The 19350-nt window shown below is 68.5% G+C and carries 21 protein-coding genes; 12 read left to right on the top strand and 9 right to left on the bottom strand.

Features of this window, described 5'->3' with window-relative positions:
• Positions 1 to 835: 835 nt before the first annotated feature.
• The 4 genes from Q0812_RS03395 to Q0812_RS03380 all read left to right on the top strand — a co-directional run bounded on the left by Q0812_RS03395 (position 836) and on the right by Q0812_RS03380 (position 3643).
• Positions 836 to 1225: a DoxX family protein gene (locus tag Q0812_RS03395; RefSeq protein ID WP_302108883.1), complete on the top strand. Its 390-nt coding sequence runs from the start codon at positions 836 to 838 to the stop codon at positions 1223 to 1225.
• Between the two features lie 77 nt (positions 1226 to 1302).
• Positions 1303 to 1764 (top strand): RidA family protein, encoded by a 462-nt coding sequence (locus Q0812_RS03390; RefSeq protein ID WP_302108882.1) that lies wholly within the window; start codon positions 1303 to 1305, stop codon positions 1762 to 1764.
• Positions 1761 to 2495 (top strand): glycerophosphodiester phosphodiesterase family protein, encoded by a 735-nt coding sequence (locus Q0812_RS03385; protein WP_302108881.1) that lies wholly within the window; start codon positions 1761 to 1763, stop codon positions 2493 to 2495. Before Q0812_RS03390 ends, Q0812_RS03385 begins: the two co-directional genes overlap by 4 nt.
• The gene (locus Q0812_RS03380) at positions 2492 to 3643 is read left to right on the top strand and encodes a GNAT family N-acetyltransferase (RefSeq protein WP_302108880.1); all 1152 of its coding nucleotides are present in this window, start codon (positions 2492 to 2494) and stop codon (positions 3641 to 3643) included. The genes Q0812_RS03385 and Q0812_RS03380 overlap by 4 nt, the downstream gene beginning before the upstream one ends.
• Here the strand turns inward: Q0812_RS03380 and Q0812_RS03375 are convergent.
• Entirely contained in the window at positions 3628 to 4218 is a 591-nt protein-coding gene (locus Q0812_RS03375) for a DUF4287 domain-containing protein (protein WP_302108879.1), read from the bottom strand. The genes Q0812_RS03380 and Q0812_RS03375 overlap by 16 nt on opposite strands.
• Positions 4219 to 4254: 36 nt before the next feature.
• Here Q0812_RS03375 and Q0812_RS03370 point away from each other — a divergent pair, with 36 nt between their 5' ends.
• Genes Q0812_RS03370 through Q0812_RS03360 form a run of 3 tightly spaced genes read left to right on the top strand, consistent with a single transcriptional unit; the run spans position 4255 to position 5554 of the window.
• On the top strand, positions 4255 to 4686 hold the full coding sequence (locus Q0812_RS03370; RefSeq protein ID WP_302108878.1) for an HIT family protein: 432 nt from the start codon (positions 4255 to 4257) through the stop codon (positions 4684 to 4686).
• Positions 4683 to 5132: an ester cyclase gene (locus Q0812_RS03365; RefSeq protein WP_302108877.1), complete on the top strand. Its 450-nt coding sequence runs from the start codon at positions 4683 to 4685 to the stop codon at positions 5130 to 5132. Before Q0812_RS03370 ends, Q0812_RS03365 begins: the two co-directional genes overlap by 4 nt.
• A complete protein-coding gene (locus Q0812_RS03360; RefSeq protein ID WP_302108876.1) occupies positions 5129 to 5554 on the top strand; it encodes a hypothetical protein in 426 nt (141 codons plus the stop codon). Before Q0812_RS03365 ends, Q0812_RS03360 begins: the two co-directional genes overlap by 4 nt.
• On the opposite strand, the gene clpA is transcribed toward Q0812_RS03360, so the two are convergent.
• The 3 genes from clpA to Q0812_RS03345 form a co-directional block, all read right to left on the bottom strand.
• Complete coding sequence (clpA, locus tag Q0812_RS03355; RefSeq protein WP_302108875.1) at positions 5551 to 7863, bottom strand: ATP-dependent Clp protease ATP-binding subunit ClpA; 2313 nt, start codon at positions 7861 to 7863, stop codon at positions 5551 to 5553. The two genes, Q0812_RS03360 and clpA, sit on opposite strands and share 4 nt — an antisense overlap.
• A gap of 7 nt (positions 7864 to 7870) precedes the next feature.
• A complete protein-coding gene (clpS, locus tag Q0812_RS03350; protein ID WP_302108874.1) occupies positions 7871 to 8200 on the bottom strand; it encodes an ATP-dependent Clp protease adapter ClpS in 330 nt (109 codons plus the stop codon).
• 176 nt (positions 8201 to 8376) lie between these two features.
• On the bottom strand, positions 8377 to 8868 hold the full coding sequence (locus tag Q0812_RS03345; RefSeq protein ID WP_302108873.1) for a phasin family protein: 492 nt from the start codon (positions 8866 to 8868) through the stop codon (positions 8377 to 8379).
• Between the two features lie 253 nt (positions 8869 to 9121).
• Between Q0812_RS03345 and Q0812_RS03340 the strand changes: the two genes are divergently transcribed.
• Entirely contained in the window at positions 9122 to 10459 is a 1338-nt protein-coding gene (locus Q0812_RS03340) for a D-alanyl-D-alanine carboxypeptidase (protein ID WP_302108872.1), read from the top strand.
• A gap of 3 nt (positions 10460 to 10462) precedes the next feature.
• Here the strand turns inward: Q0812_RS03340 and Q0812_RS03335 are convergent, their stop codons facing one another.
• The 3 genes from Q0812_RS03335 to Q0812_RS03325 all read right to left on the bottom strand — a co-directional run bounded on the left by Q0812_RS03335 (position 10463) and on the right by Q0812_RS03325 (position 12438).
• The gene (locus tag Q0812_RS03335) at positions 10463 to 10888 is read right to left on the bottom strand and encodes a J domain-containing protein (RefSeq protein ID WP_302108871.1); all 426 of its coding nucleotides are present in this window, start codon (positions 10886 to 10888) and stop codon (positions 10463 to 10465) included.
• A gap of 4 nt (positions 10889 to 10892) precedes the next feature.
• The gene (locus Q0812_RS03330; RefSeq protein WP_302108870.1) at positions 10893 to 11711 is read right to left on the bottom strand and encodes a division plane positioning ATPase MipZ; all 819 of its coding nucleotides are present in this window, start codon (positions 11709 to 11711) and stop codon (positions 10893 to 10895) included.
• 106 nt (positions 11712 to 11817) lie between these two features.
• Positions 11818 to 12438, bottom strand: a complete 621-nt coding sequence (locus tag Q0812_RS03325; protein ID WP_302108869.1) for a hypothetical protein — start codon at positions 12436 to 12438, stop codon at positions 11818 to 11820.
• Positions 12439 to 12499: 61 nt separating this feature from the next.
• On the opposite strand from Q0812_RS03325, the gene panC reads away from it, so the two are divergent.
• The 4 genes from panC (at position 12500) to Q0812_RS03305 (ending at position 15737) form a co-directional block, all read left to right on the top strand.
• The gene (gene panC, locus Q0812_RS03320) at positions 12500 to 13354 is read left to right on the top strand and encodes a pantoate--beta-alanine ligase (protein WP_302108868.1); all 855 of its coding nucleotides are present in this window, start codon (positions 12500 to 12502) and stop codon (positions 13352 to 13354) included.
• Between the two features lie 9 nt (positions 13355 to 13363).
• The gene (locus tag Q0812_RS03315; protein WP_302108867.1) at positions 13364 to 13846 is read left to right on the top strand and encodes a peroxiredoxin; all 483 of its coding nucleotides are present in this window, start codon (positions 13364 to 13366) and stop codon (positions 13844 to 13846) included.
• A gap of 207 nt (positions 13847 to 14053) precedes the next feature.
• Positions 14054 to 15199 (top strand): peptidoglycan DD-metalloendopeptidase family protein, encoded by a 1146-nt coding sequence (locus Q0812_RS03310; protein ID WP_302108866.1) that lies wholly within the window; start codon positions 14054 to 14056, stop codon positions 15197 to 15199.
• The gene (locus tag Q0812_RS03305) at positions 15183 to 15737 is read left to right on the top strand and encodes a bactofilin family protein (protein ID WP_302108865.1); all 555 of its coding nucleotides are present in this window, start codon (positions 15183 to 15185) and stop codon (positions 15735 to 15737) included. The genes Q0812_RS03310 and Q0812_RS03305 overlap by 17 nt, the downstream gene beginning before the upstream one ends.
• A 30-nt stretch (positions 15738 to 15767) precedes the next feature.
• Here the strand turns inward: Q0812_RS03305 and prfB are convergent.
• Both prfB and Q0812_RS03295 read right to left on the bottom strand, forming a co-directional pair.
• A protein-coding gene (gene prfB / locus Q0812_RS03300; RefSeq protein WP_302108864.1) for a peptide chain release factor 2 occupies positions 15768 to 16890 on the bottom strand; the annotation gives its coding sequence in 2 pieces (ribosomal slippage) (positions 15768 to 16820 and positions 16822 to 16890; 1122 coding nt in all).
• Positions 16891 to 16919: 29 nt separating this feature from the next.
• Positions 16920 to 19328: a penicillin-binding protein 1A gene (locus Q0812_RS03295; protein WP_341923475.1), complete on the bottom strand. Its 2409-nt coding sequence runs from the start codon at positions 19326 to 19328 to the stop codon at positions 16920 to 16922.
• Positions 19329 to 19350: the final 22 nt, after the last annotated feature.

Here is a 19350-nt window from a genome sequence, read left to right as displayed (position 1 = left end):
AGCCGCCGACGGGTGGCGCGTAAGCGCCGGATGAGGGGGCCTAGACCTTCCTGTCTCCTCCCCATCGCCAGATGGGGAGGGGGACCGCCGTTGGCGGTGGAGGGGAAGGACCACGGCGCCGCACCGCCTCACTCTCGGAAGATTCCCCTCCGTCTGCTCGCCTGTAGGCTCGCAGCCACCTCCCCATGCTTCGCATAGGGAGGAGACGGAACCCGCCGCCCCCCGGATGCCCACGCCCGCCCTATCGCTAACCCCCTGATCCGCAACGCATCACGCGCCAACCGCGCCCGACTTACCCCCACCCCCTCGCGGATCCCGCACTCTAAGCGGGCTCCGGGGCGGAGAGGCCGTATGCGCAGGCGGCTCGTGCGGCCCCGGGGCTTCGTTGGGTCGAACGGAGAGCAAAAATCGGGACCGGCGGTTTGGCCGCGCCGGTTGGCCACAGCTTGGGGGGGAGAGGGCTTCGGGCCCATTCTGGCATACCCAGGCCCGACGGGCCCGCCCCGCCGGCGGGTCTGCTCCGACAGCGCCCCCCAAAAGGGCCGGCCAAGCCTGACGAACCGCGGAGCGCTGACAAGCCTCTGGGCCTGGAAACCCCAGCGGCGGCCCCAGCCGAACCCGGTACCACCTATAACGAGACCACCGGGCGAAGGCCCGGCGCTCCGCCGCCTCTCCACCTTCACTCCGCAGCCACGGCGCGGGGCGCCGGCCCCTGTCTCCTCCCCATCTCGGACGGAGAGGGGCGCGCCCAAAGGCAAAGCCTTGACCGCAACACCAACAGTGACAATATCCGCCTAGGCCCGACCCCTGGGCCTGACCATCGGAGGGCGTCCTCATGTTCGAGAAGTATTCCGTCCACGCGCCCAAGGCGCTGGGCCTTCTGCGTATCGTCACGGGCCTGCTGTTCGTCAGCCACGGCACGGCCAAGGTTCTGGGCTTCCCCGCCGTCGAGGGCGTGCCCCCGCCCGGTCTGTCCATCGCCGGTCTGTCCGGGCCATTCGAGCTGGTTCTGGGCGCCCTGTTCCTGATCGGCCTGTTCACCCGCCCCGTGGCTTTCCTGGCGTCAGGCTTCTGCGCCGTCGGCTACTGGTACGCCCACGGGATGCAGGCCCTGTTCCCCATCCAGAACGGGGGCGAGACCATCGCCCTCTACTGCTTCGTCTTCCTGTACTTCGTATTCGCCGGCCCCGGCGCCTGGGCGCTGGACAACCGCAAGCGTGGCTGAGCTTTGAGCGGGCCGGTCTTTCGCGCCCGACCGGCCCGCGCTAAAGGCTCGCGGACCCATTTGAACCGGAGCCTGCCATGTCCGCCATCGACGACCGCCTGAACGCCCTGGGGATCACCCTGCCCGAGCCGGCCGCGGCGGTCGCCAACTACGTGCCCTTCGTAAAGAGCGGCGCCATGGTCCACATCTCGGGCCAGCTGTCGAACGACGCCTCGGGCGGCGTGAAGGGCACCGTCGGCGTCGATGTGGACCCTGACCGGGCCAAGGCCGCCGCGCGCATGTGCGGCGTCAACCTGCTGGCCCAGATGAAGGCCGCCTGCGACGGCGACCTGTCGCGCGTGGTCCGCGTGGTCAAGCTGGGCGGCTTCGTCCAGGCCGGCCCCGACTTCTCGGAGATCCCCCAGGTCATCAACGGCTGCTCGGACCTGATGGTCGAGGTGCTGGGCGACGCGGGCCGCCACGCGCGCTCGGCCGTGGGCGTCTATCGCCTGCCGCTGGGCTTCGCCGTCGAGATCGACGCCGTGGTCGAGGTGAAGTGAGGCCCCGCCTCGCCGATCTGTTTCGCCGTCCCATCGCCCATCGCGGGCTGTGGTCGCCGTCCGGCCCGCCTGAAAACAGCCTCGCGGCCTTTCGGGCGGCGGCCGGCGCCGGCTACGCCATCGAGCTGGACGTGCGCCTGTCGGCCGACGGCGTGCCCGTCGTCTTCCACGACGCCGACCTGAAGCGGATGACCGGTCAGGCGGGGGATCCGTCAGCCCTGACCGCGCGAGAGCTTGCGCACCTGTCGCTGGCCGGCTCGGACCAGACCATCCCGACCCTGACCGAGGCGCTGGACGCCGTCGGGACCGGCGTCGCCGTCTTCGTCGAACTGAAGTCCACCCCCGTCCAGGAAGGCGCGCTGGAGACTCGCACGGCTCGCCTCGCGGCGACCCATCGGGGCCCCGTCGCCCTGATCAGCTTCAATCCCACCGCCCTGGCCGTCGCAGCAGAGGCCGCGCCCGGCGTTCCGCGCGGCCTGACCGGCTCGGATCATGTGACCCATGCGGCCCATGTGGTGGCGCGCGGCGGCTTCGCGCCCTTCAGCGCCGCTGACCTTGAGCACGCCCAGCCCGACTTCCTGCTGCCCGGCAAGACCCTGCTGGCCCGCGAGGGCCGCGCCTTGCGCCGCTTCGGCCTGCCGCTGGTCACCTGGACCCTGCGCGCGTCCACCGAGGTCCGCGACCTGGCCCCCCTCTGCGACGCCTGGATGTTCGAGGGCTTCGCGGCTTGAGCCTGTCCGTCCGCGTCCACCCCGCCATCGCCGACATCGGCGAGACGACCTGGAATGCGCTGGCCGCGCCCACGGCCAATCCGTTTCTGGACTACGCCTTTCTCGAGGCGCTGGAGGCGTCGGGCTGCGTCGGCGAGCGCACAGGCTGGCGGCCGTGCCATCTAGAGCTGATCGACGACGGGGCGACCCTCGGCCTTATGCCGCTCTATCTGAAGAGCCACAGCCAGGGGGAATACGTCTTCGACCACGGCTGGGCCGACGCCTATGAGCGGGCGGGCGGGCGCTACTATCCCAAGCTGCTGTCGGCCGTGCCCTTCACGCCGGTGACGGCGCCCAAGCTGCTGGTCGGCTCTGGTCCGGACGCGGACGCCCAACGCCAGGCCCTGCTCACCGGGGCGCTGGAGTTCTGCGGCCAGATCGGGGCCTCATCCCTGCACGTCAACTTCCTGCCCGAGGCCGAGGCCGAAGCGCTCGGCCAGGCGGGCCTGTTGCGGCGTCAGGACGTGCAGTTCTGGTGGGAGAACCGGGGCTATCAGACCTTTGACGACTTCCTGGCCGACCTGTCGTCGTCGCGCCGCAAGGTCATCCGCCGCGAACGGCGCGAAGCCTGCCGCGATCTTGAGATCACCGCCGTCACCGGCGCCGATCTGACCGAGGTCCACTGGGACGCCTTCTTCGCCTTCTACATGGACACCGGCGCGCGCAAATGGGGCCGTCCCTATCTGAACCGGCGCTTCTTCAGCCTGATCGGCCAGCGCATGGCTGATCGTATCGTGCTGATGCTGGCCGCCCGTGACGGCCGCTATATCGCCGGCGCCCTGAACTTCATCGGCGGCGACACCCTCTACGGCAGGCAGTGGGGCGCGCTCGAGGACGCGCCGTTCCTGCATTTCGAGCTCTGCTATTACCGGGCCATCGACTTCGCCATCGCGCGGGACCTGAACCGCGTCGAGGCGGGCGCACAAGGCGAGCACAAACTGGCGCGGGGATACCTGCCCCACCACGTCCACTCGGCCCACTTCATCGCCGATCCCGCCCTGCGCGAGCCGGTGGCCGCCTTCCTGGCGCGCGAGCGTCCCGCCGTGGCCGAACACGCCCGGCTGCTGGAGCAAGAGCTGACGCCTTTCAAGGCTCAGCCGCGTGCGTAGGCCCGCCGCAGGAGATCGGCGATTTCCGCGTCGACCTCTGACGGATCAGACAGCTCCACCACCGCGCTCAGCCGTTCGGACCAGGCTTCCCGCCGCGAAGGCGCCGTCAGGCGGGGCGAAGCCTCGGGCTCCAGCTTCAGACCCAACAGCGCCTTGCCGCCCTTCAACGGCCGCATGGCCGCGAACTGCACGTCCTTTGACAGGCTGGTGAAACTCTTGCGCTCGGCGACCACCAGTCCCTCCAGACCCGACGCTGCCGCGATCACCGCGTCATGCAGGGTCAGCGAGTCCGCATCCTTCCACAGCGCCGCCTTCAGCGCCTCGGGATCGTCCCAGCTGGCCGCGCCAGGCATCTGCGACAGAACATACGCCGCATGGTTCGCGCCCAGGCCATACTGCGTCCGCAGCCAGGCGTTCCGTTTGCCTGACGTCGTCTCTGGACAGGCCTTCATGATCTCAAGCCAATCGGCCAGCGACCGCCCGCTCTGGGTCTCGAAGTTGGCCTGGACGGTGGCGAACCACTTCTTCTGCCGCTCGGTCATGACGGCTGCGGCTTTGTCCGGCGCGTCGGTCATGGTCCAATATCCCCGTTTCAGCCTCGGAGGATATCCATGAGCCTGACCGGCGCCTATGACGACGACAATGTCTTCGCCCGCATCGTGCGGGGTGAACTTCCGTCGGTGAAGGTGTTCGAAGACGACGTCACCCTGGCGATCATGGACGCCTTTCCCCAGGCCGAGGGCCACGTGCTGGTGATCCACAAGGCGTCGAAAGCCCGCAACCTGCTCGACGTGGAGCCCCAGGCGCTCAGTGAACTGACCGCCACGGTCCAGCGCATGGCCAGGGCCATGACCGCCGCCCTCGACCCCGACGGCCTTCTTCTGACCCAGTTCAACGGCGCGCCCGCCGGGCAGACCGTCTTTCACCTGCACTTCCACCTGATCCCGCGCCGCGAGGGCGAGGCCCTGGCCCGCCACGGCGGCGGCATGGCACCCGCCGATCAGCTGCAGGCCGTCGCCGCCAAGATTCGGGCCGCCCTTTGACCCCGCGCGAGCTGGCCCTGGCGGTCCACGACATCTGGAACACCGGCGACCTGGACCGAATCCCACGCGTCTATGCCGAGGACTTCCTGGCCCACTGGCCGCCCAGCTCCGAGACGCCCGAACGCCGGGGCCTCGACGGTGTCGTCTATGGGGTGAAGCGCATCCGCACCGCCTTTCCCGACTGGTTCGAGCGGGTCGACGACGTGCTGGTCGATGGCGACCGGGTCGCGGTCCGCTACACCTCCACCGGTACGCACCAGGGGGCCTTCTGGGGCCTGGCGCCCACCGGCGCGCGCATCGAGGTGCGCGAGATGTCGATCTACCGCGTCGCCGACGGCCGCATCGCGGAGCAGTGGTGCCTGTTCGACGAACTGGCGCGGCTGCAGCAGCTGGGCGTGGGCGCGGACATCCTGGCGGACCTTCTCAATCGGAGACCGGTCGCATGACCTTCAAGCCCTTCGCACCGCGTCCCACGGCTTTCGACGGCGTTCTGACGCACGCTCCGTACCGCCTGAAGCTTTGGCGCATTCACCTGCCGGACCAGCCGTTCGAAGCCACGCGCTTTGAACCCGGCCTGACCATGGCGCTGGACGCCCTGCCCCGCGCCTTGAGGCCTGGCGACCCGGGCCTCGGTTTCCTTATCCGCCACCAGGGCGATGGCGCCGATTATGTCGTCCTGGGCCGCTGGGCGCGCGAAAACGAACTGCCGATCCTGGTCTGGCGCGACCTGGACGACGGATGGAGGCCGGCCGGCCCGGACGAGTTCGTCTGCGTCTGGGACCTGGACGTGGTCTGGCGCGAGCGCAACGCCTATGTGGCCGCCATGCTCTCGGGGCGCAGCGACCCAGAAGCGTATCTGGCGGCCTAGGCCTCGACCGGCTCGCCCTTACGGCCCCGAGCGGGCTTTTCGGGTCGCCCTTCAATATCGAAAGCGATCTTGCCGTCCTTGAGACTGATCTTGACCAGGCCGCCTCGCACCAGTCGTCCGAACAGGATCTCGTCAGCCAGAGGCTTCTTGATCTCCTCCTGGATGACGCGCGCCAGAGGCCGGGCCCCGAAGCGCTCGTCAAAACCCCGCTCGCCCAGCCATTCGGCGGCGTCGGCCCCCAGATGGATGGTCACATCGCGGTCGGCCAGCTGGGCCTCCAGCTGCAGCACGAACTTCTCCACCACCATGCGAATGGTGTCGGCGCCCAGCGAGCGGAAGGCCACAACGGCGTCGAGGCGGTTCCTGAACTCGGGCGTGAACAGGCGCTCGATGGCCTTTTCGTCCTCGCCCTCCACCTTGCCGCGACCGAAGCCGATGGACTGGCGCGCGTTGTCGGCCGCGCCGGCGTTGGTGGTCATGATCAGGACCGTGTTGCGGAAATCGACCTTCTTGCCGACCGCGTCGGTCAGCACGCCGTGATCCATCACCTGCAAAAGGATGTTGAAGACGTCCGGATGGGCCTTTTCGATCTCGTCCAGCAGGACCACAGCGTGGGGCGTCTGGTCGACGGCGTCGGTCAGCAGGCCGCCCTGGTCATGGCCCACATAGCCCGGAGGCGCGCCGATCAGGCGGCTGACCGTGTGCCGCTCCATGTATTCGCTCATGTCGAAGCGGTGCAGCTCGATGCCCATGGTGGCGGCCAGCTGGCGGGCCACCTCGGTCTTGCCGACGCCGGTGGGGCCGCTGAACAGATAGGAGCCGATGGGCTTCTGCGGATCCCGCAGGCCGGCGCGCGACAGCTTCATGGCGGTGGCCAGCTGGGCGATGGCGTCGTCCTGACCGAAGACCACGCGCCTGAGGTCGGTCTCCAGATTCTTCAGCGACTCGGTGTCGGAGCGCGAGACGGACTTGGGCGGGATGCGCGCCATCTTGGCGACGACGGCCTCGACTTCCTTCTGGCCGATGACCTTCTTGCGCTTGGATTCCGGCAGCAGGCGCTGGCCCGCGCCCGCCTCGTCGATCACGTCAATCGCCTTGTCCGGCAGCTTGCGGTCGCTCATGTAGCGGGCCGACAGCTCCACCGCCGCCTTGATGGCGCCCTCGGTGTAGCGGATGCCGTGGAACTCCTCGTAGTAGGCCTTGAGGCCCCGCAGGATGCGGATGGTGTCGTCCGGCGACGGCTCGACCACGTCGATCTTCTGGAAGCGCCGGACCAGCGCCCGGTCCTTCTCAAAGTGCTGACGGTATTCCTTGTAAGTCGTTGAACCCATACAGCGAAGCGTGCCCGACGCCAGGGCGGGCTTGAGCAGGTTCGAGGCGTCCATGGCCCCGCCCGAGGTGGCGCCGGCGCCGATCACCGTGTGGATCTCGTCAATGAACAGGATGGCGTCCTCGTGCGCCTCCAGCTCCTTGACCACCTGCTTCAGGCGCTCCTCGAAGTCGCCGCGGTAGCGGGTGCCGGCCAGCAGGGCGCCCATGTCGAGCGCATAGAGGGTCGCGCCCTTCAGCACCTCGGGCACCTCGTCGCGCACGATCTTCAGCGCCAGGCCCTCGGCGATGGCGGTCTTGCCCACACCGGGGTCGCCCACGAGGAGCGGGTTGTTCTTGGTGCGCCGGCACAGGATCTGGATCGCCCGCTCCACCTCGGCGTGGCGGCCGATCAGCGGGTCGATGCGGCCCTGGCGCGACTTCTCATTCAGGTCGATGCAATAGGCGGCCAGCGCCTCGGCGCCCGTCTTGGCAGCGGGTTCGCCCTCGCCCTGTCCTTCGGCGCCCGAACCGCGCACCGGCTTGGGCTGGGACAGGCCCGGCGCCTTGGCGATGCCGTGGGCGAGGAAGTTGATGGCGTCGTAGCGGGTCATGTCCTGCTGCTCCAGCAGGTAGACCGCGTGGCTCTCGGGCTCCTTGAACAGGGCCACCAGCAGGTTGGCGCCCGTCACCTCGTCGCGGCCGGACGACTGCACGCCCAGCAGGGCGCGATGCACCACCCGCTGATAACCGATGGTCAGCTTGGGGCCGTCGCCGTCGATGTTGACCAGCCCAGCCAGCTCCACATCCAGGTGCCGCTCCAGGTCACCCTGCAGGCGCTGGATATCAACGGCGCAGGCTTTCAGCACCTCGACCGCGTCGGGGTCCTCGGTCAGGCCGAGGAGAAGATGCTCCAGCGTCGCGTACTCATGGCCCCGCTCGTTGGCGTGGTCCATGGCCCGGGCCAGGGTCTCTTCCAGATTCTTCGAGAAGGCGGGCAAAGTGCGACTAGTCCTTTTCCATTGTGCACTGAAGGGGGTGCTGATGCCGCCGCGCCAGCTCCATAACCTGGGCCACCTTCGTCTCGGCGACCTCGTAGGTGTAGACGCCACACAGGCCCACGCCGTTCTGATGCACGTGCAGCATCACCCGCGTAGCTTCCTCACGCGATTTGTTGAACAGGCGTTCAAGCACATAAACGACGAACTCCATCGGGGTGAAATCGTCGTTCAACAGCAGGACGCGGTACATGGAGGGCTTGGCGACCTTGGGTTTGACCTCGGTGATCACGCCCGCCGCGCCGCCTGGGCTCTCTGTCCTGCCGGGTGGTCTGGCCATTCCGTCCTTCAGACTCAGAGCGGTCAGGATGACCGCCTAGGACCATTAGATAGGCTGATCGCCCCTTCTGAAAAGCCCAAGCGGCTTGAAGCCGCAGCCGGCCTGTGGGTATGGCGCACAAAAAAGGCCCCGGGGTCGCCCCCGGGGCCTCTCATCGTTTCAGGCGGCGCTAGAGCTTAGCGGGCGGCCTGGAAGCGCTCGACCGTGGCGGTCATGCGCTCGTTGATCGGACGGAAGGTGTCCTTGACCGAGGCGGTCATGATCTCGGTCATGCGGTTCAGCTCGGCCATGTAGGCTTCCGAGGCCGACTTGGCCCAGGCCGTCTGCAGCTCGACCACTTCCTGCACCGAACGGGCCGAAGCCAGCGCTTGGGCGGTGTTCACGCCGTCTTCCCAGCTCTTCTTGCCCCAGGCCAGCGCCTCGGTGTTCAGGGCTTCGAAGCCGCGGGTGGCGGCCGTAGCGGACTCAACGGCGGCTTCCAGGTTGCGCTTGGAGGCGGCGGTCAGTTCGCCCATGGCGTTCAGCGAGCGGTCCATGCCGTCGCGGAAGGCGTTCACGCTGGCGGCCTGAGCCTTTTCGGCGGTCTTGCGGGCGGTGTCGGCCGCGGCCTTCACGGTCTCGGCGGTCTTGTTTTCGATCTTGGCTTCGGTCTTGGTTTCGGTGGCCATTGCTGGTCTCCTTCTAAGGGTTCAGCGGCGGGGGAGCGCCACGCTCAAATGGGATCGAGGGGGCTTTGGCAGCCCCCTGGCGAGCGGTGTTATCTCGCATATGCGAACTCGCGTCAAGGGAAAATGCTGCAGCGCAACATTCGTTCCACGAGACGACCTCTGGACCGCGACGCAACGCCCTGTTTACCTACGGGCAAGGCCGTGATGGCATGGTATGGTCTTTCCGCCGCCGCTTATCCGTCCGGACGTCGTCATGATCCGTTCCACCCGACGCCCCGCCCTGTTCCTGACCGCCGCCCTGCTCGCGACGCTTAGCGCCGGAGGGCTGGCGCCCGCGACGGCCGACCCCGCGGACGACGCCCGCTACGCCGCCATCGTCGTGGACGCTCGGACAGGCGAGGTGCTGTTCTCGCGGCGCGCCGACGCCAGCCGCTATCCGGCTTCCATCACCAAGGTCATGACCATGTACATGGCCTTCGAGGCGCTGGAGCAGGGCCGAGTCAGCCTTGATGACCGCGTAGTGATTTCGCCGCGCGCCGCCTCGCAACCGCCGTCCAAGCTCGGCCTGCCCGCCGGACGCACCATCTCGCTGGACAACGCGTTGAAAGCGATGGCGGTGAAATCTGCCAATGACATGGCCATGGCCGTCGCCGAGCACATCGGCGGCAGTGAAGCCGCCTTCACCGCCCAGATGACTCTGCGCGCCCGCGAACTGGGCATGGACGAGACCCGCTTCGTCAATCCGCATGGCCTGCCTGACAGCCGCAACATCTCCACCGCGCGCGACATCGCCCTACTTTCGCGGGCCATGATGCGGGATTTCCCGCAGTACTACAGCTATTTCAGTACGCGGGAGTGGGAGTTCGAAGGCCGCACCTACCGCAACACCAATGGCCTGTTGCACTCCATGCCTGGCGTGGACGGCATCAAGACCGGCTACACCAACGCCTCGGGCTACAACCTCGCGGCGTCGGCCGTGCGCGGCGACCGCCGCCTGATCGCAGTGGTGTTGGGCGGCCGCACCAGCCGCACGCGCAATGACCACATGTCGACGCTGATCGAGACCGGCTTCGAAGTGGAGAACCGCCGCGAGCACGGCGAGCTGATCCCCGTGGCGCAGACCTTCTTCGAAACCGCGCTTTCGCCGCGCCTGCCCTCTGGACCCATCCAGTACGCCGAGCTTCGTACCGGCGAGGCCGGCGTGACACTGGCCGCCGATGCGCGCGTGACCGAGACTGCAAACCTCGGGGAAGCGCGTGACCTGACCGCCGCTCTGAACGGCGCCTCGGGCGATGCGACCAGCCCGCCCGCCCCCGCGCGCCGCCCGGCCGCGCCGCCGCCCACGCGGAGCCGTCCGTCCGGGGACTGGATCGTGCAGGTCGGCGCCTTCCGTAGCCGCAGCGACGCTCAAGGCTGGATCCGCACGGTATCACGCCGGTTCTCGAGCCACTTCCGCGGCGCCGAGTCCGACATCCAGACCGCCAACGGCTGGTATCGCTCGCGTTTCACGGGCCTGACGCAGGAAGCGGCGCGCGCCGCCTGCGCCGCCATGACCCAGGCGCGGCTGGACTGCATCGCCCGTCGAGGCTGATCCCTAACCCTTCAGCCGCTGCCTGGCCGCATTGAGCCGGGCCGCCAGCCCCTCCGCACCGCCCTGATCCGGATGGACGCGGCGCATGAGGCGACGGTAAGCCGTCTCAATCTCGTCCGGACCCGCATCATCCGGTACCCCCAGGGTCGAGCGCGCCTCGCGCTCTGTCATCACCTCGGGCTGCGCAGGCGTAGCTGCGCCCATTCCTCGGCGAGCGGAAAGCGCCAGGGAAACGCCGATCACCGCCAGGCAGACCGCCAACAACCAGCCCCCTCGGCTGGCGGCCGTGACCGCTCCGATGACGCTGACGGCGGCCAGAACCCCCGCCCCTACGCGCCAGCCATCGCCGCCGCGCGTTTGAGCTTTTCGAAGCGTCCGCGCGATCACCCAGAACAGGGCGGCGCCCAGCAGGATCCAGACGATGATCACGGCCTCAGGCCGCAGCGGCCAGACCCGCCGCCTCTTCCAGACCGATGGCGTGGATCAGGGCGCGCAGCTCCTGCCGCGCCGCCACATGGGCGAGGCTTACCGAGACGGGGCGAATCTCGGTCGAGAGATCCGCGACCGTCAGGCCGAACGGGAACAGCTCGCGGTAGATGACCCGGTCGCGAAGCCCCGGACCCACGCGAAAGCCCACCTTGCGCGCCAGCAGGGCCAGGCGGTCATCGACGCGACGGCGATTCCGGGCTTCGGCCACGCCAAGGCGATTGGAGAGCACGATCCAGTCGATCTGACCCCGACGCGACATGGCCTTGGCCTTTCGCGACTCCCAAACGGTCTCGCTATAGATGGAGGGCCGCGTCAGCTCGAGGCTGACAGGGTCCACATGCCCCAGCAGGTCGAAATCCACGAAGCTGTCGTTCATCGGCGTGACGATCACATCGGCCTCGGCGTGGGCGGCCCGCGACAGGTCGGTGTCGCCGCCCGGCGTGTCGATGACGATGAAATCGAGATCGCTCGCCGCGGCGAAGGCGTTCTGAAAAGCCGCAAGCTGGTCAGCGACAGGCGCACGGGCCAGCAGGGCGCCGTCCATACCCAGGTCCGGCTCGTCTGGGCAGGGGGCGTTGACGGCATTCGCGGCGAGCCACGCGCGCCGGTTGGCCAGAAAACGTCCCAGCGACCGCTGGCGCAGGTCCAGATCGATGACCCCCACGCGATTGCCGCCATGAAGCAGGGCGGTCACCAAGTGGATGGCGATGGTGGATTTGCCCGCCCCGCCCTTTTCGTTACCGATGACGATGACCTTGGCCACGCGAGCTACTCCCGAACGGCGCGACTCAATCCTGCGCCAGCTTCGAGGTCAGCCTTAACGCTCCGCGGCGTCAACGTGGATGGGAAATGATCCCCAACGCTGCGGCTTAACTGCGCGCCACGGCGCACCACCGGTCAGTCACGCCGGCGGCCCGGCAGGCAGAGGCGGCCGCGCCGGCCGGGATCGGTCCGGCCTTCAGGCGTACCAGGGTGCGGCCATCGACGGTCGAGGTGCGCTGAAGCACGGGTTGAGCGTCGGCCAGCCGTCCCCCCGCCCGGGCGACAGCGGCGGCGAAGGCCGCGCGTGCAGCCCCCTCGTCGGAATAGGCGCCCAACTGGATCAGCACGCCTTCGCCTGTGTCAGGAGCCAAGGGGCGGCCAGAGGCTTCGGCGACATTCGAGACCTGCTGCAGAACAGGCTGGGCCACATCCATGGCGCCGCGCAGGTCACCCAGACGAGCGTCCCAAAGCTGTTCCGGCTCTATGACCTCGACCGCCAGCGCCTGGCGCAGGCCGGCGCGGCGCGACGCGGAAAGATCAGGCGCGATCAGAGGCGGCGCGCCGGGTCGGTCAGCCGACGGCGCGTCATCAGCGGAGATGCGGATACTGGCCACGGCCTCGCCCCACCGCTCGAAGCGGTTAGGATCGGCCTCAACGGCGCTGCATCCGGCGGCGAGGATCGCAAGACCGGCGGCAAGCACTGGACGGAACGGAACACGCGGCGTCATAAGCGCCACCCTAGCGGGCGCATCTCAAAGCCCCGTTGAAGAACAGGCTTAAGAAGGACTTATGGCCGAGCTTCCCATCGTCCGCACCATCGCCGGCCTGCGCGAGCAGGTTCGCGCCTGGCGAGCCGGGGGCCTCAGTGTCGGATTCGTGCCCACCATGGGCGCCTTGCACGAGGGGCACCTCGCCTTGATCCGGCAGGCCCGAGGCCTGGCTGACCGCACTGTCTGCTCGATCTTCGTCAATCCGACCCAGTTCGCCCCGACCGAGGACCTGGACCGCTATCCAAGACAGGAGGCCCGCGACGCCGAATTGCTGGCGACCGAGGGCTGTGACCTGCTGTTCGCGCCCACTCCGGCCGAGATGTACCCGCCCGGTTTCGCCACCCGCATCCAGGTCGCAGGCCCCACCGACGGGCTTGAAAGCGACAGCCGCCCGCACTTTTTCGGCGGCGTGGCGCTGGTGGTGGCCAAGCTGCTCAACCAGGTGCAGGCGGATGTGGCCGTCTTCGGAGAGAAGGACTATCAGCAGTTGCTGACGGTACGGCGCATGGCGCGCGACTTGGATATCCCTACCCAGATCGTCGGCGGGTCCACAGTGCGCGACGCGCACGGCCTCGCCCTCTCGTCGCGCAACGCTTACCTGAATGACGCTGAGCTATCCGTGGCGCGGCGGCTGAACGTGATTCTCAAACAGGCGGGGCTCGCCGCCCTATCCGGCGCCCCCGTTGGTCAGGCGGAGGCTCAGGCCGCAGAGGCCCTGCTTGCGGCTGGCTTTGATCGCGTGGACTACGTTGCGCTCCGCCGTGCGGAAGACTTGGGAATCTTCCCCGGTGATCGCCTCGGCGCGCCGGCGCGTATCCTGGCCGCAGCTTGGCTGGGCGGCACCCGCCTGATCGACAATATGGCCGTTGAATAGGAGAGGCCCATGAGTGGTCCCGCTGAGGGCGACCGCGCCCCTGACTTCGACATGCCCACGGACGGCGGCGCCCGCGTGCGGCTGACGGACCTCGCCGGCAAGCCGCTGGTGCTCTACTTTTACCCCAAGGACGACACGCCCGGCTGCACGCGCGAGGCGCAGGAGTTCAGCAGCCTGGCCGCCGAGTTTGCGCGAGCCGGCGCCGCCGTCGTTGGCGTGTCGCGCGACACGGCGAAGAAACACGATCGCTTCAAGGCCAAGTACGACCTCAACCTGACCCTGGGCGCCGACGAGGAGGGGCTCGTGACCGAGGCTTATGGCGTCTGGGTCGAAAAGAGCATGTATGGCCGCAAATACATGGGCATAGAACGGGCCACCTTCCTGATCGGACCTGACGGGCGCGTGGCCAGGGTCTGGCGCAAGGTGTCCGTGCCCAACCATGCGCAGGAGGTTCTCGACGCTCTCCAGCAACTCCCCGTTAAACACGCCTGATCGTCTGATTGTAACCCGATCCTCCTAAGACCTCCGACGTGTCGTCTCAGATTCGCGCAGCGTTCGCCTCAGACGCGAAGTCTCACGAATCTGGGCTGCGACAATATTTCGCTGGGCGAAATCAGGGTTAACAAAGGGTGAACACCCTTGCCCCGGGCCGCCCCATGGGTGCATAACCTTTGCGGGATAAGGGCTCGGGGGGAGTTCATGGTTAAGGCTCGGGTGGCTTGGCTTAGAGATTTCATCGAGCGCGTATTTCCGGAGCGGCATCTTTACCTGCGGTCCGGCGGCGAGACGCGCGGCTACATCCTGACCACCGGCAAGCAAGTGATGATGGCCGGCGCCGCCAGCGTGGCGGTCGCCTGGATCGCCGGATCGGCCGGCCTTTTCGCGCTCAACGCCATTACGGCCAGCCGGGCCGACCACGAGGTCGTGCGGGCGCGAGCCGCTTCCGAGCGCATGAACGCCGAGCTTCAGGCGCGTCTCGACAGCGCCGTCGCCAAGATGACGGCGACCAACGGCTCGATCGATGAACTGGCCCACACGGTCGAGCGGCGTCACGCCGCCCTGACCCGTGTCATGGCCACCTTCCGCGACGTCCCCGGCGCGCGCGAGGTGCTGGCGCCGCGCCGCATTGACGAGAACCGCGCGCCCCTTGAGCGGGTCATGGCGGTGCGACTGGATCAGGAACGCCTGATCGCCAGGGCCGAAAACTTCGCGGGGGACCGCGCCGAGCGGCTGCGTCTGGCGTTCCGCCTGGCGGGACTGAACCCCTCCGCCTACGCCGGCTCCAGTTCGAGCCTGGGCGGTCCGCTGGTGGATGCAGGCGACCCCCGCGCCCTGGCCGCCGTGCTGGACGTGGACGAGGCCTTTGCGATCCGCATCCGCCACGCCGCCGACAACCTCTCCGAAATGCGGGCCCTGTCGGACGCCGCCGAGCGTCTGCCTTTCGGCCGCCCCGCCACGGGCGTGCGCCAGACCTCGGGCTTCGGCGTGCGTTTTGATCCCTTCAACGGTCGCCCCGCCCTGCACCAGGGTCAAGATTTCGCCGGCCCGCGCAATAGCCCCATCACGGCGACGGCGCCCGGCGTGATCTCCTTTGCGGGGGTCCGCAACGGGTATGGCAATACCGTCGAGATCGACCATGGCGGCGGCTTCAAGACGCGTTACGCCCACCTCAACACGATCTCGGTCCGGCCCGGCCAGCGCGTGGCCATCGGCCAGCGCATCGGCGGCATGGGCACCACCGGCCGCTCCACCGGCGTCCACCTGCACTATGAGGTGTGGGTCAACGGCCGCCCTCAGAACCCCGCACGTTTCATCAAGGCAGGCGACAATGTTCTCCAAGACTAAGCCCTCCCAGCCCAAGGCTCAGCCCCAGGCCCGTCCCGAGCCCATTCCGCCGCTTCCCGACTTGAAGGCGCCCGGCGGCGCGCCGGTCGCCCAGGCCCCGCGTCCGGCCCCTGCGCCGGCGTCTCGGCCCGGCTCGGTGCTGTCATCGGACCTGACCTTCACGGGCGACATCACCGGCCAGGGGGACCTGCAGATCGACGGCACGGTGCGCGGCGACGTCCGCGTCGGTCGCCTGGTCGTGGGCGAGACCGGCTCGGTCGAGGGCGGCGTCTCCGCCGATTCCATCGAGGTGCGCGGGCGCGTCGTCGGCACCGTGAGCGGCAAGCAGGTTCGCCTGGCCGCCACCGCCTATGTGGACGGCGACATCACGCACGATCAGCTGGCCATCGAGACGGGCGCCTTCTTCCAGGGCCGCTGCCAGCAGGGCCGCAAGGACGCCCAGCCCGCCCGACCCGCCGCAGCGCCTGCCCCCGCGGCGGCCGCCGCGCCTCAGCCGGAGCCGGCGCCGGCCCAGGTCATCGAGATGAAGTCGGTCTAGACCGTCAGAGGTTCGAGGGCGGCAGGGGCCTTACCCCTCCGCGCCATCGCGCGTGACGCCAACCCGAGCCGCCAAGGCGGCTCCCATGAAGGCGTCCAGATCGCCGTCCAGCACGCCCTGGGTGTCGGACGTCTCCACATTGGTGCGCAGATCCTTGACCATCTGATAGGGCTGCAGGACGTAGGATCGGATCTGGTGACCCCAGCCGATGTCCGTCTTGGCGTCCTCCAACGCCTGGGCGGCCGCCTCGCGCTTCTGCAGCTCCAGCTCGTAAAGCCGCGCGCGCAGCATCTTCCAGGCCCGGTCGCGGTTCTGGTGCTGGGACCGCTCAGTCTGGCACGCCACAACCGTATTGGTCGGAATGTGCGTGAGGCGCACGGCTGAGTCCGTCTTGTTGACGTGCTGGCCGCCCGCGCCCGAGGCGCGGTAGGTGTCCGTGCGCACATCGGCGGGATTGATTTCGATCTCGATGGTGTCATCCACCACCGGCGAGACGCCCACCGAAGCGAAGCTGGTGTGGCGCCGGGCGCTCGAGTCGTACGGGCTGATGCGCACCAGGCGATGCACGCCCGATTCCGACTTGAGCCAGCCATAGGCGTTCGCGCCCTTCACCTGGATGGTGGCCGACTTGATCCCGGCCTGCTCGCCCGGGGTTTCCTCGATCAGGTCCACCTCATAACCGTGGGCGCCCGCCCACCGCGTGTACATGCGCAGCAGCATCGACGCCCAGTCGCAGGACTCGGTGCCGCCGGCGCCGGAGTTCACCTCGAGGAAGGCGTCGTTGGCGTCGGCCTCGCCTGAAAGGAGGGCTTCCAGCTCGGCGCGGCCAGCGCGCGCCTTCAGGTCCCGCAGCTGTTGACGGGCCTCCTCCAGCGAGGCCTCGTCGCCCTCCTCGTCCGCCAGTTCGGCGAAGGCGATGGCGTCCTCGGTCTCGCGCTCAAGCGTCTTGACCAGCGCGACCTGGTCGGCCAGCCGTGTGCGTTCCCGCATGACGGCCTGGGCGTTGTCGGCGTCGTCCCACAGGCTGGGGTCTTCGACGCGGGCGTTCAGTTCGTCCAGTTTGCGAAGGGCGGCATCCCAGTCAAAGACGCCTCCTGAGCAGCCCGACGGACTGCTCGATGTCGGCCGCCATGGCCTCGACATCCAATCTCATGCTTCCAACTCCAAGGGCAGGGTGCGGCTCTAGTAGAGACCGCTCAAGTCTTCCGGCGGTTCTTCCCGCGCCGGCGGGCGGGGCGCGGCAGCTGCACCCGCGTTGTCTGCGCCCGTAACCTGACCATCGCGCCACACCTGATCGTAGGGCTGCGGGCCGCTCGGTGCGGGTCCGGCTTCAGCAACCGGGGCCTGAGCACGCCGCTCGGTGCCTGGGCGGAAGGCCTCCTCGATGCCGCGCACATTGATCATGACGGCGTTGGAGGGCCGGCGGAACTCGCGAACGGGCCGGTCGCGCAGTGCGTCTTCCATGAAGTCGACGAAGATCGGCACCGCCGCCGTTGAGCCCGTCTCGCCGTTGCCGAGGGACCGGTTGTCATCGAAGCCGACGAACACGCCCACTACAAGATCAGGCGAATAGCCGACGAACCAGGCGCTGCGGTAGTCATTCGTGGTGCCCGTCTTGCCCGCGATGGGGCGGCCTAGCGAGCGGGCCGCCGTCGCCGTGCCGCGCTGAACCACGCCCTCCAGCATCGAGGTGATCTGGTAGGCCGTGATGGGATCGATGACCTGCTGGCCCAGCTGGGGCAGGCGCGGCGAGGCTGAGCCGTCGTAGGGTCGCCGACAAACGCGGCAGGGCCGCTGATCGGCGCGCCATTCCACGCGGCCCTGGCGGTCCTGCACCAACTCAATCAGATGAGGCGTGATGCGCCGGCCGCCGTTGGCGAACTGAGCGTAGGCGGCCGTCAGGCGGAAGGGCGTCGTCTCACCCGCCCCCAGCGCCATGGCAAGGACCGGGTCCATGTCGTCCACGACGCCGAAGCGTACAGCGTCGGCCGAAATCTGTCGCATGCCGATCTGCTGCGCCAGGCGCACGGTCATCAGGTTCCGCGACATTTCGAGGCCGCGACGCAACGGCTGGGGACCATAGAAGTCGCGATTATAGTTCTGCGGGGTCCAGCGTTCCCCCGGCCGCGCGCCGGGCAACGAGATGGGGCCGTCCACCACGATGCTCGCCGGGGTGAACTCCCCCTCCAGCGCGGTCGCGTAGACGAAGGGCTTGAACGCCGAGCCCGGCTGCCGGCGCGCCTGAGTGGCCCGGTTGAAGTTCGACAGGGAGTAGGAATAGCCGCCGACCATGGCCACCACGCGGCCCGAGAAGGGTTCGATGGCCACAAGGGCCCCGTTCACGATCGGAACCTGCCGCAGATTGAAGCGGCCATTCGCGGCCGGCTCCACGAAGATCAGGTCGCCGCGGGACAGGCCCCGCCCCGCTCGCGCCCAGGCGACGTCCGCCGGTTCGAGCAGGCCGGTCTGATCCTCTCGCGCCGTGCGGACGCGAGCGGCGTTGCCGTCGATATGCTCGACGATGGCGGCGCGCCAGGCGCGCCGCTCGGAGGGAGGTGAGCGCCGCTGCGCCTCGGCCCGCCAGTCGGCTGAAGGCGAGATGTTGCCCCAGGCGCCGCGCCAGCCGTGGCGACGGTCATAGGTCTCCAGCCCCCGCATCAGGGCGTCACGGGCGGCGGACTGCAGCTCGGGGTCTAGGGTCGTGCGGATATAGAGACCGTCGCGATTGACCCGTTCGCCAAACAGGTTGCGAGCCTGGCGGCGCGTTTCCTCAACGAAAAAGTCCGCGTCGCGGTAGGCCGAACGCTGGGGCGCGTCGCGCGTCACCAGAGGCCGGGCGCGGGCCGCTTCGGCCTGCTCACGGGTCAGCCAGCCCGCCTGCTCCATCTGTCCCAGAACCCAGTCCCGGCGACCTTGGGCGGCGGCGGGGTGACGGCGCGGGTGGTAATTGTTCGGACCCTTAGGCAGGGCCGCAAGGAAGGCCGCCTCGTCCGGCGTCAGCTGGTTCAGCGATTTGCCGAAGTAGTTGTAGGCGGCGACGCCCACGCCATAGGAGCGGTAGCCCAGGAAAATCTCGTTCAGATACAGTTCGAGGATGTGTTCCTTGTCCAGCGTGGCCTCAAGGCGGCTGGCCAGGATGGCCTCACGCAGCTTGCGGCCCAGCGTGGCGTCGTTCGACAGCAGGACGTTCTTGGCCACCTGCTGGGTGATGGTCGAGCCGCCCTCGAGACGGCGGCCACGCAGCACGTTGAGCACGTTCTTGGCCATGGCGCGGCCCAGACCGCCCACGTCCACCCCGCCATGCCGGAAGAAGTTGCGGTCCTCAGCCGCCAGGAAGGCCTGGACCACGACCGGCGGGATCTCCTCGTAGGGCACGAAGACGCGCCGCTCGTCAGAGAACTCTCCGATCAGGGTGCCGTCCCAGGCAAAGACGCGGGTGGCCGTCGGCGGCCGGTATTCGGCCAGCTCCGAAGCGTCGGGAAGGTCATGGAACAGCCACGCCGCATAGATGGCCAGCAGCATGCCCGCCAGGGTCACGGCGCCGAGCACCGCGATGCCCGCGATCAGAAAACCTCGGCCGGCGACTTTCACGAATACCCTCGTCCCGCGCCCT

The organism is Peiella sedimenti (assembly GCF_030504955.1).
In the GTDB taxonomy this organism is placed as follows: Bacteria; Pseudomonadota; Alphaproteobacteria; order Caulobacterales; family Caulobacteraceae; genus Brevundimonas; species Brevundimonas sedimenti.
This window is presented reverse-complemented; position numbering and strand designations above follow the sequence as displayed.

Coding starts and splice junctions, on each gene's coding strand:
- Q0812_RS03325 (WP_302108869.1), bottom strand. CDS start 12,438: ATGACGCCGCGTGTTCCGTTCCGTCCAGTGCTTGCCGCCGGTCTTGCG.
- Q0812_RS03340 (WP_302108872.1), top strand. CDS start 9,122: ATGATCCGTTCCACCCGACGCCCCGCCCTGTTCCTGACCGCCGCCCTG.
- Q0812_RS03370 (WP_302108878.1), top strand. CDS start 4,255: ATGAGCCTGACCGGCGCCTATGACGACGACAATGTCTTCGCCCGCATC.
- Q0812_RS03375 (WP_302108879.1), bottom strand. CDS start 4,218: ATGACCGACGCGCCGGACAAAGCCGCAGCCGTCATGACCGAGCGGCAG.
- Q0812_RS03390 (WP_302108882.1), top strand. CDS start 1,303: ATGTCCGCCATCGACGACCGCCTGAACGCCCTGGGGATCACCCTGCCC.
- Q0812_RS03395 (WP_302108883.1), top strand. CDS start 836: ATGTTCGAGAAGTATTCCGTCCACGCGCCCAAGGCGCTGGGCCTTCTG.
- Q0812_RS03345 (WP_302108873.1), bottom strand. CDS start 8,868: ATGGCCACCGAAACCAAGACCGAAGCCAAGATCGAAAACAAGACCGCC.
- Q0812_RS03315 (WP_302108867.1), top strand. CDS start 13,364: ATGAGTGGTCCCGCTGAGGGCGACCGCGCCCCTGACTTCGACATGCCC.
- Q0812_RS03305 (WP_302108865.1), top strand. CDS start 15,183: ATGTTCTCCAAGACTAAGCCCTCCCAGCCCAAGGCTCAGCCCCAGGCC.
- Q0812_RS03360 (WP_302108876.1), top strand. CDS start 5,129: ATGACCTTCAAGCCCTTCGCACCGCGTCCCACGGCTTTCGACGGCGTT.
- panC (WP_302108868.1), top strand. CDS start 12,500: ATGGCCGAGCTTCCCATCGTCCGCACCATCGCCGGCCTGCGCGAGCAG.
- Q0812_RS03310 (WP_302108866.1), top strand. CDS start 14,054: ATGGTTAAGGCTCGGGTGGCTTGGCTTAGAGATTTCATCGAGCGCGTA.
- clpS (WP_302108874.1), bottom strand. CDS start 8,200: ATGGCCAGACCACCCGGCAGGACAGAGAGCCCAGGCGGCGCGGCGGGC.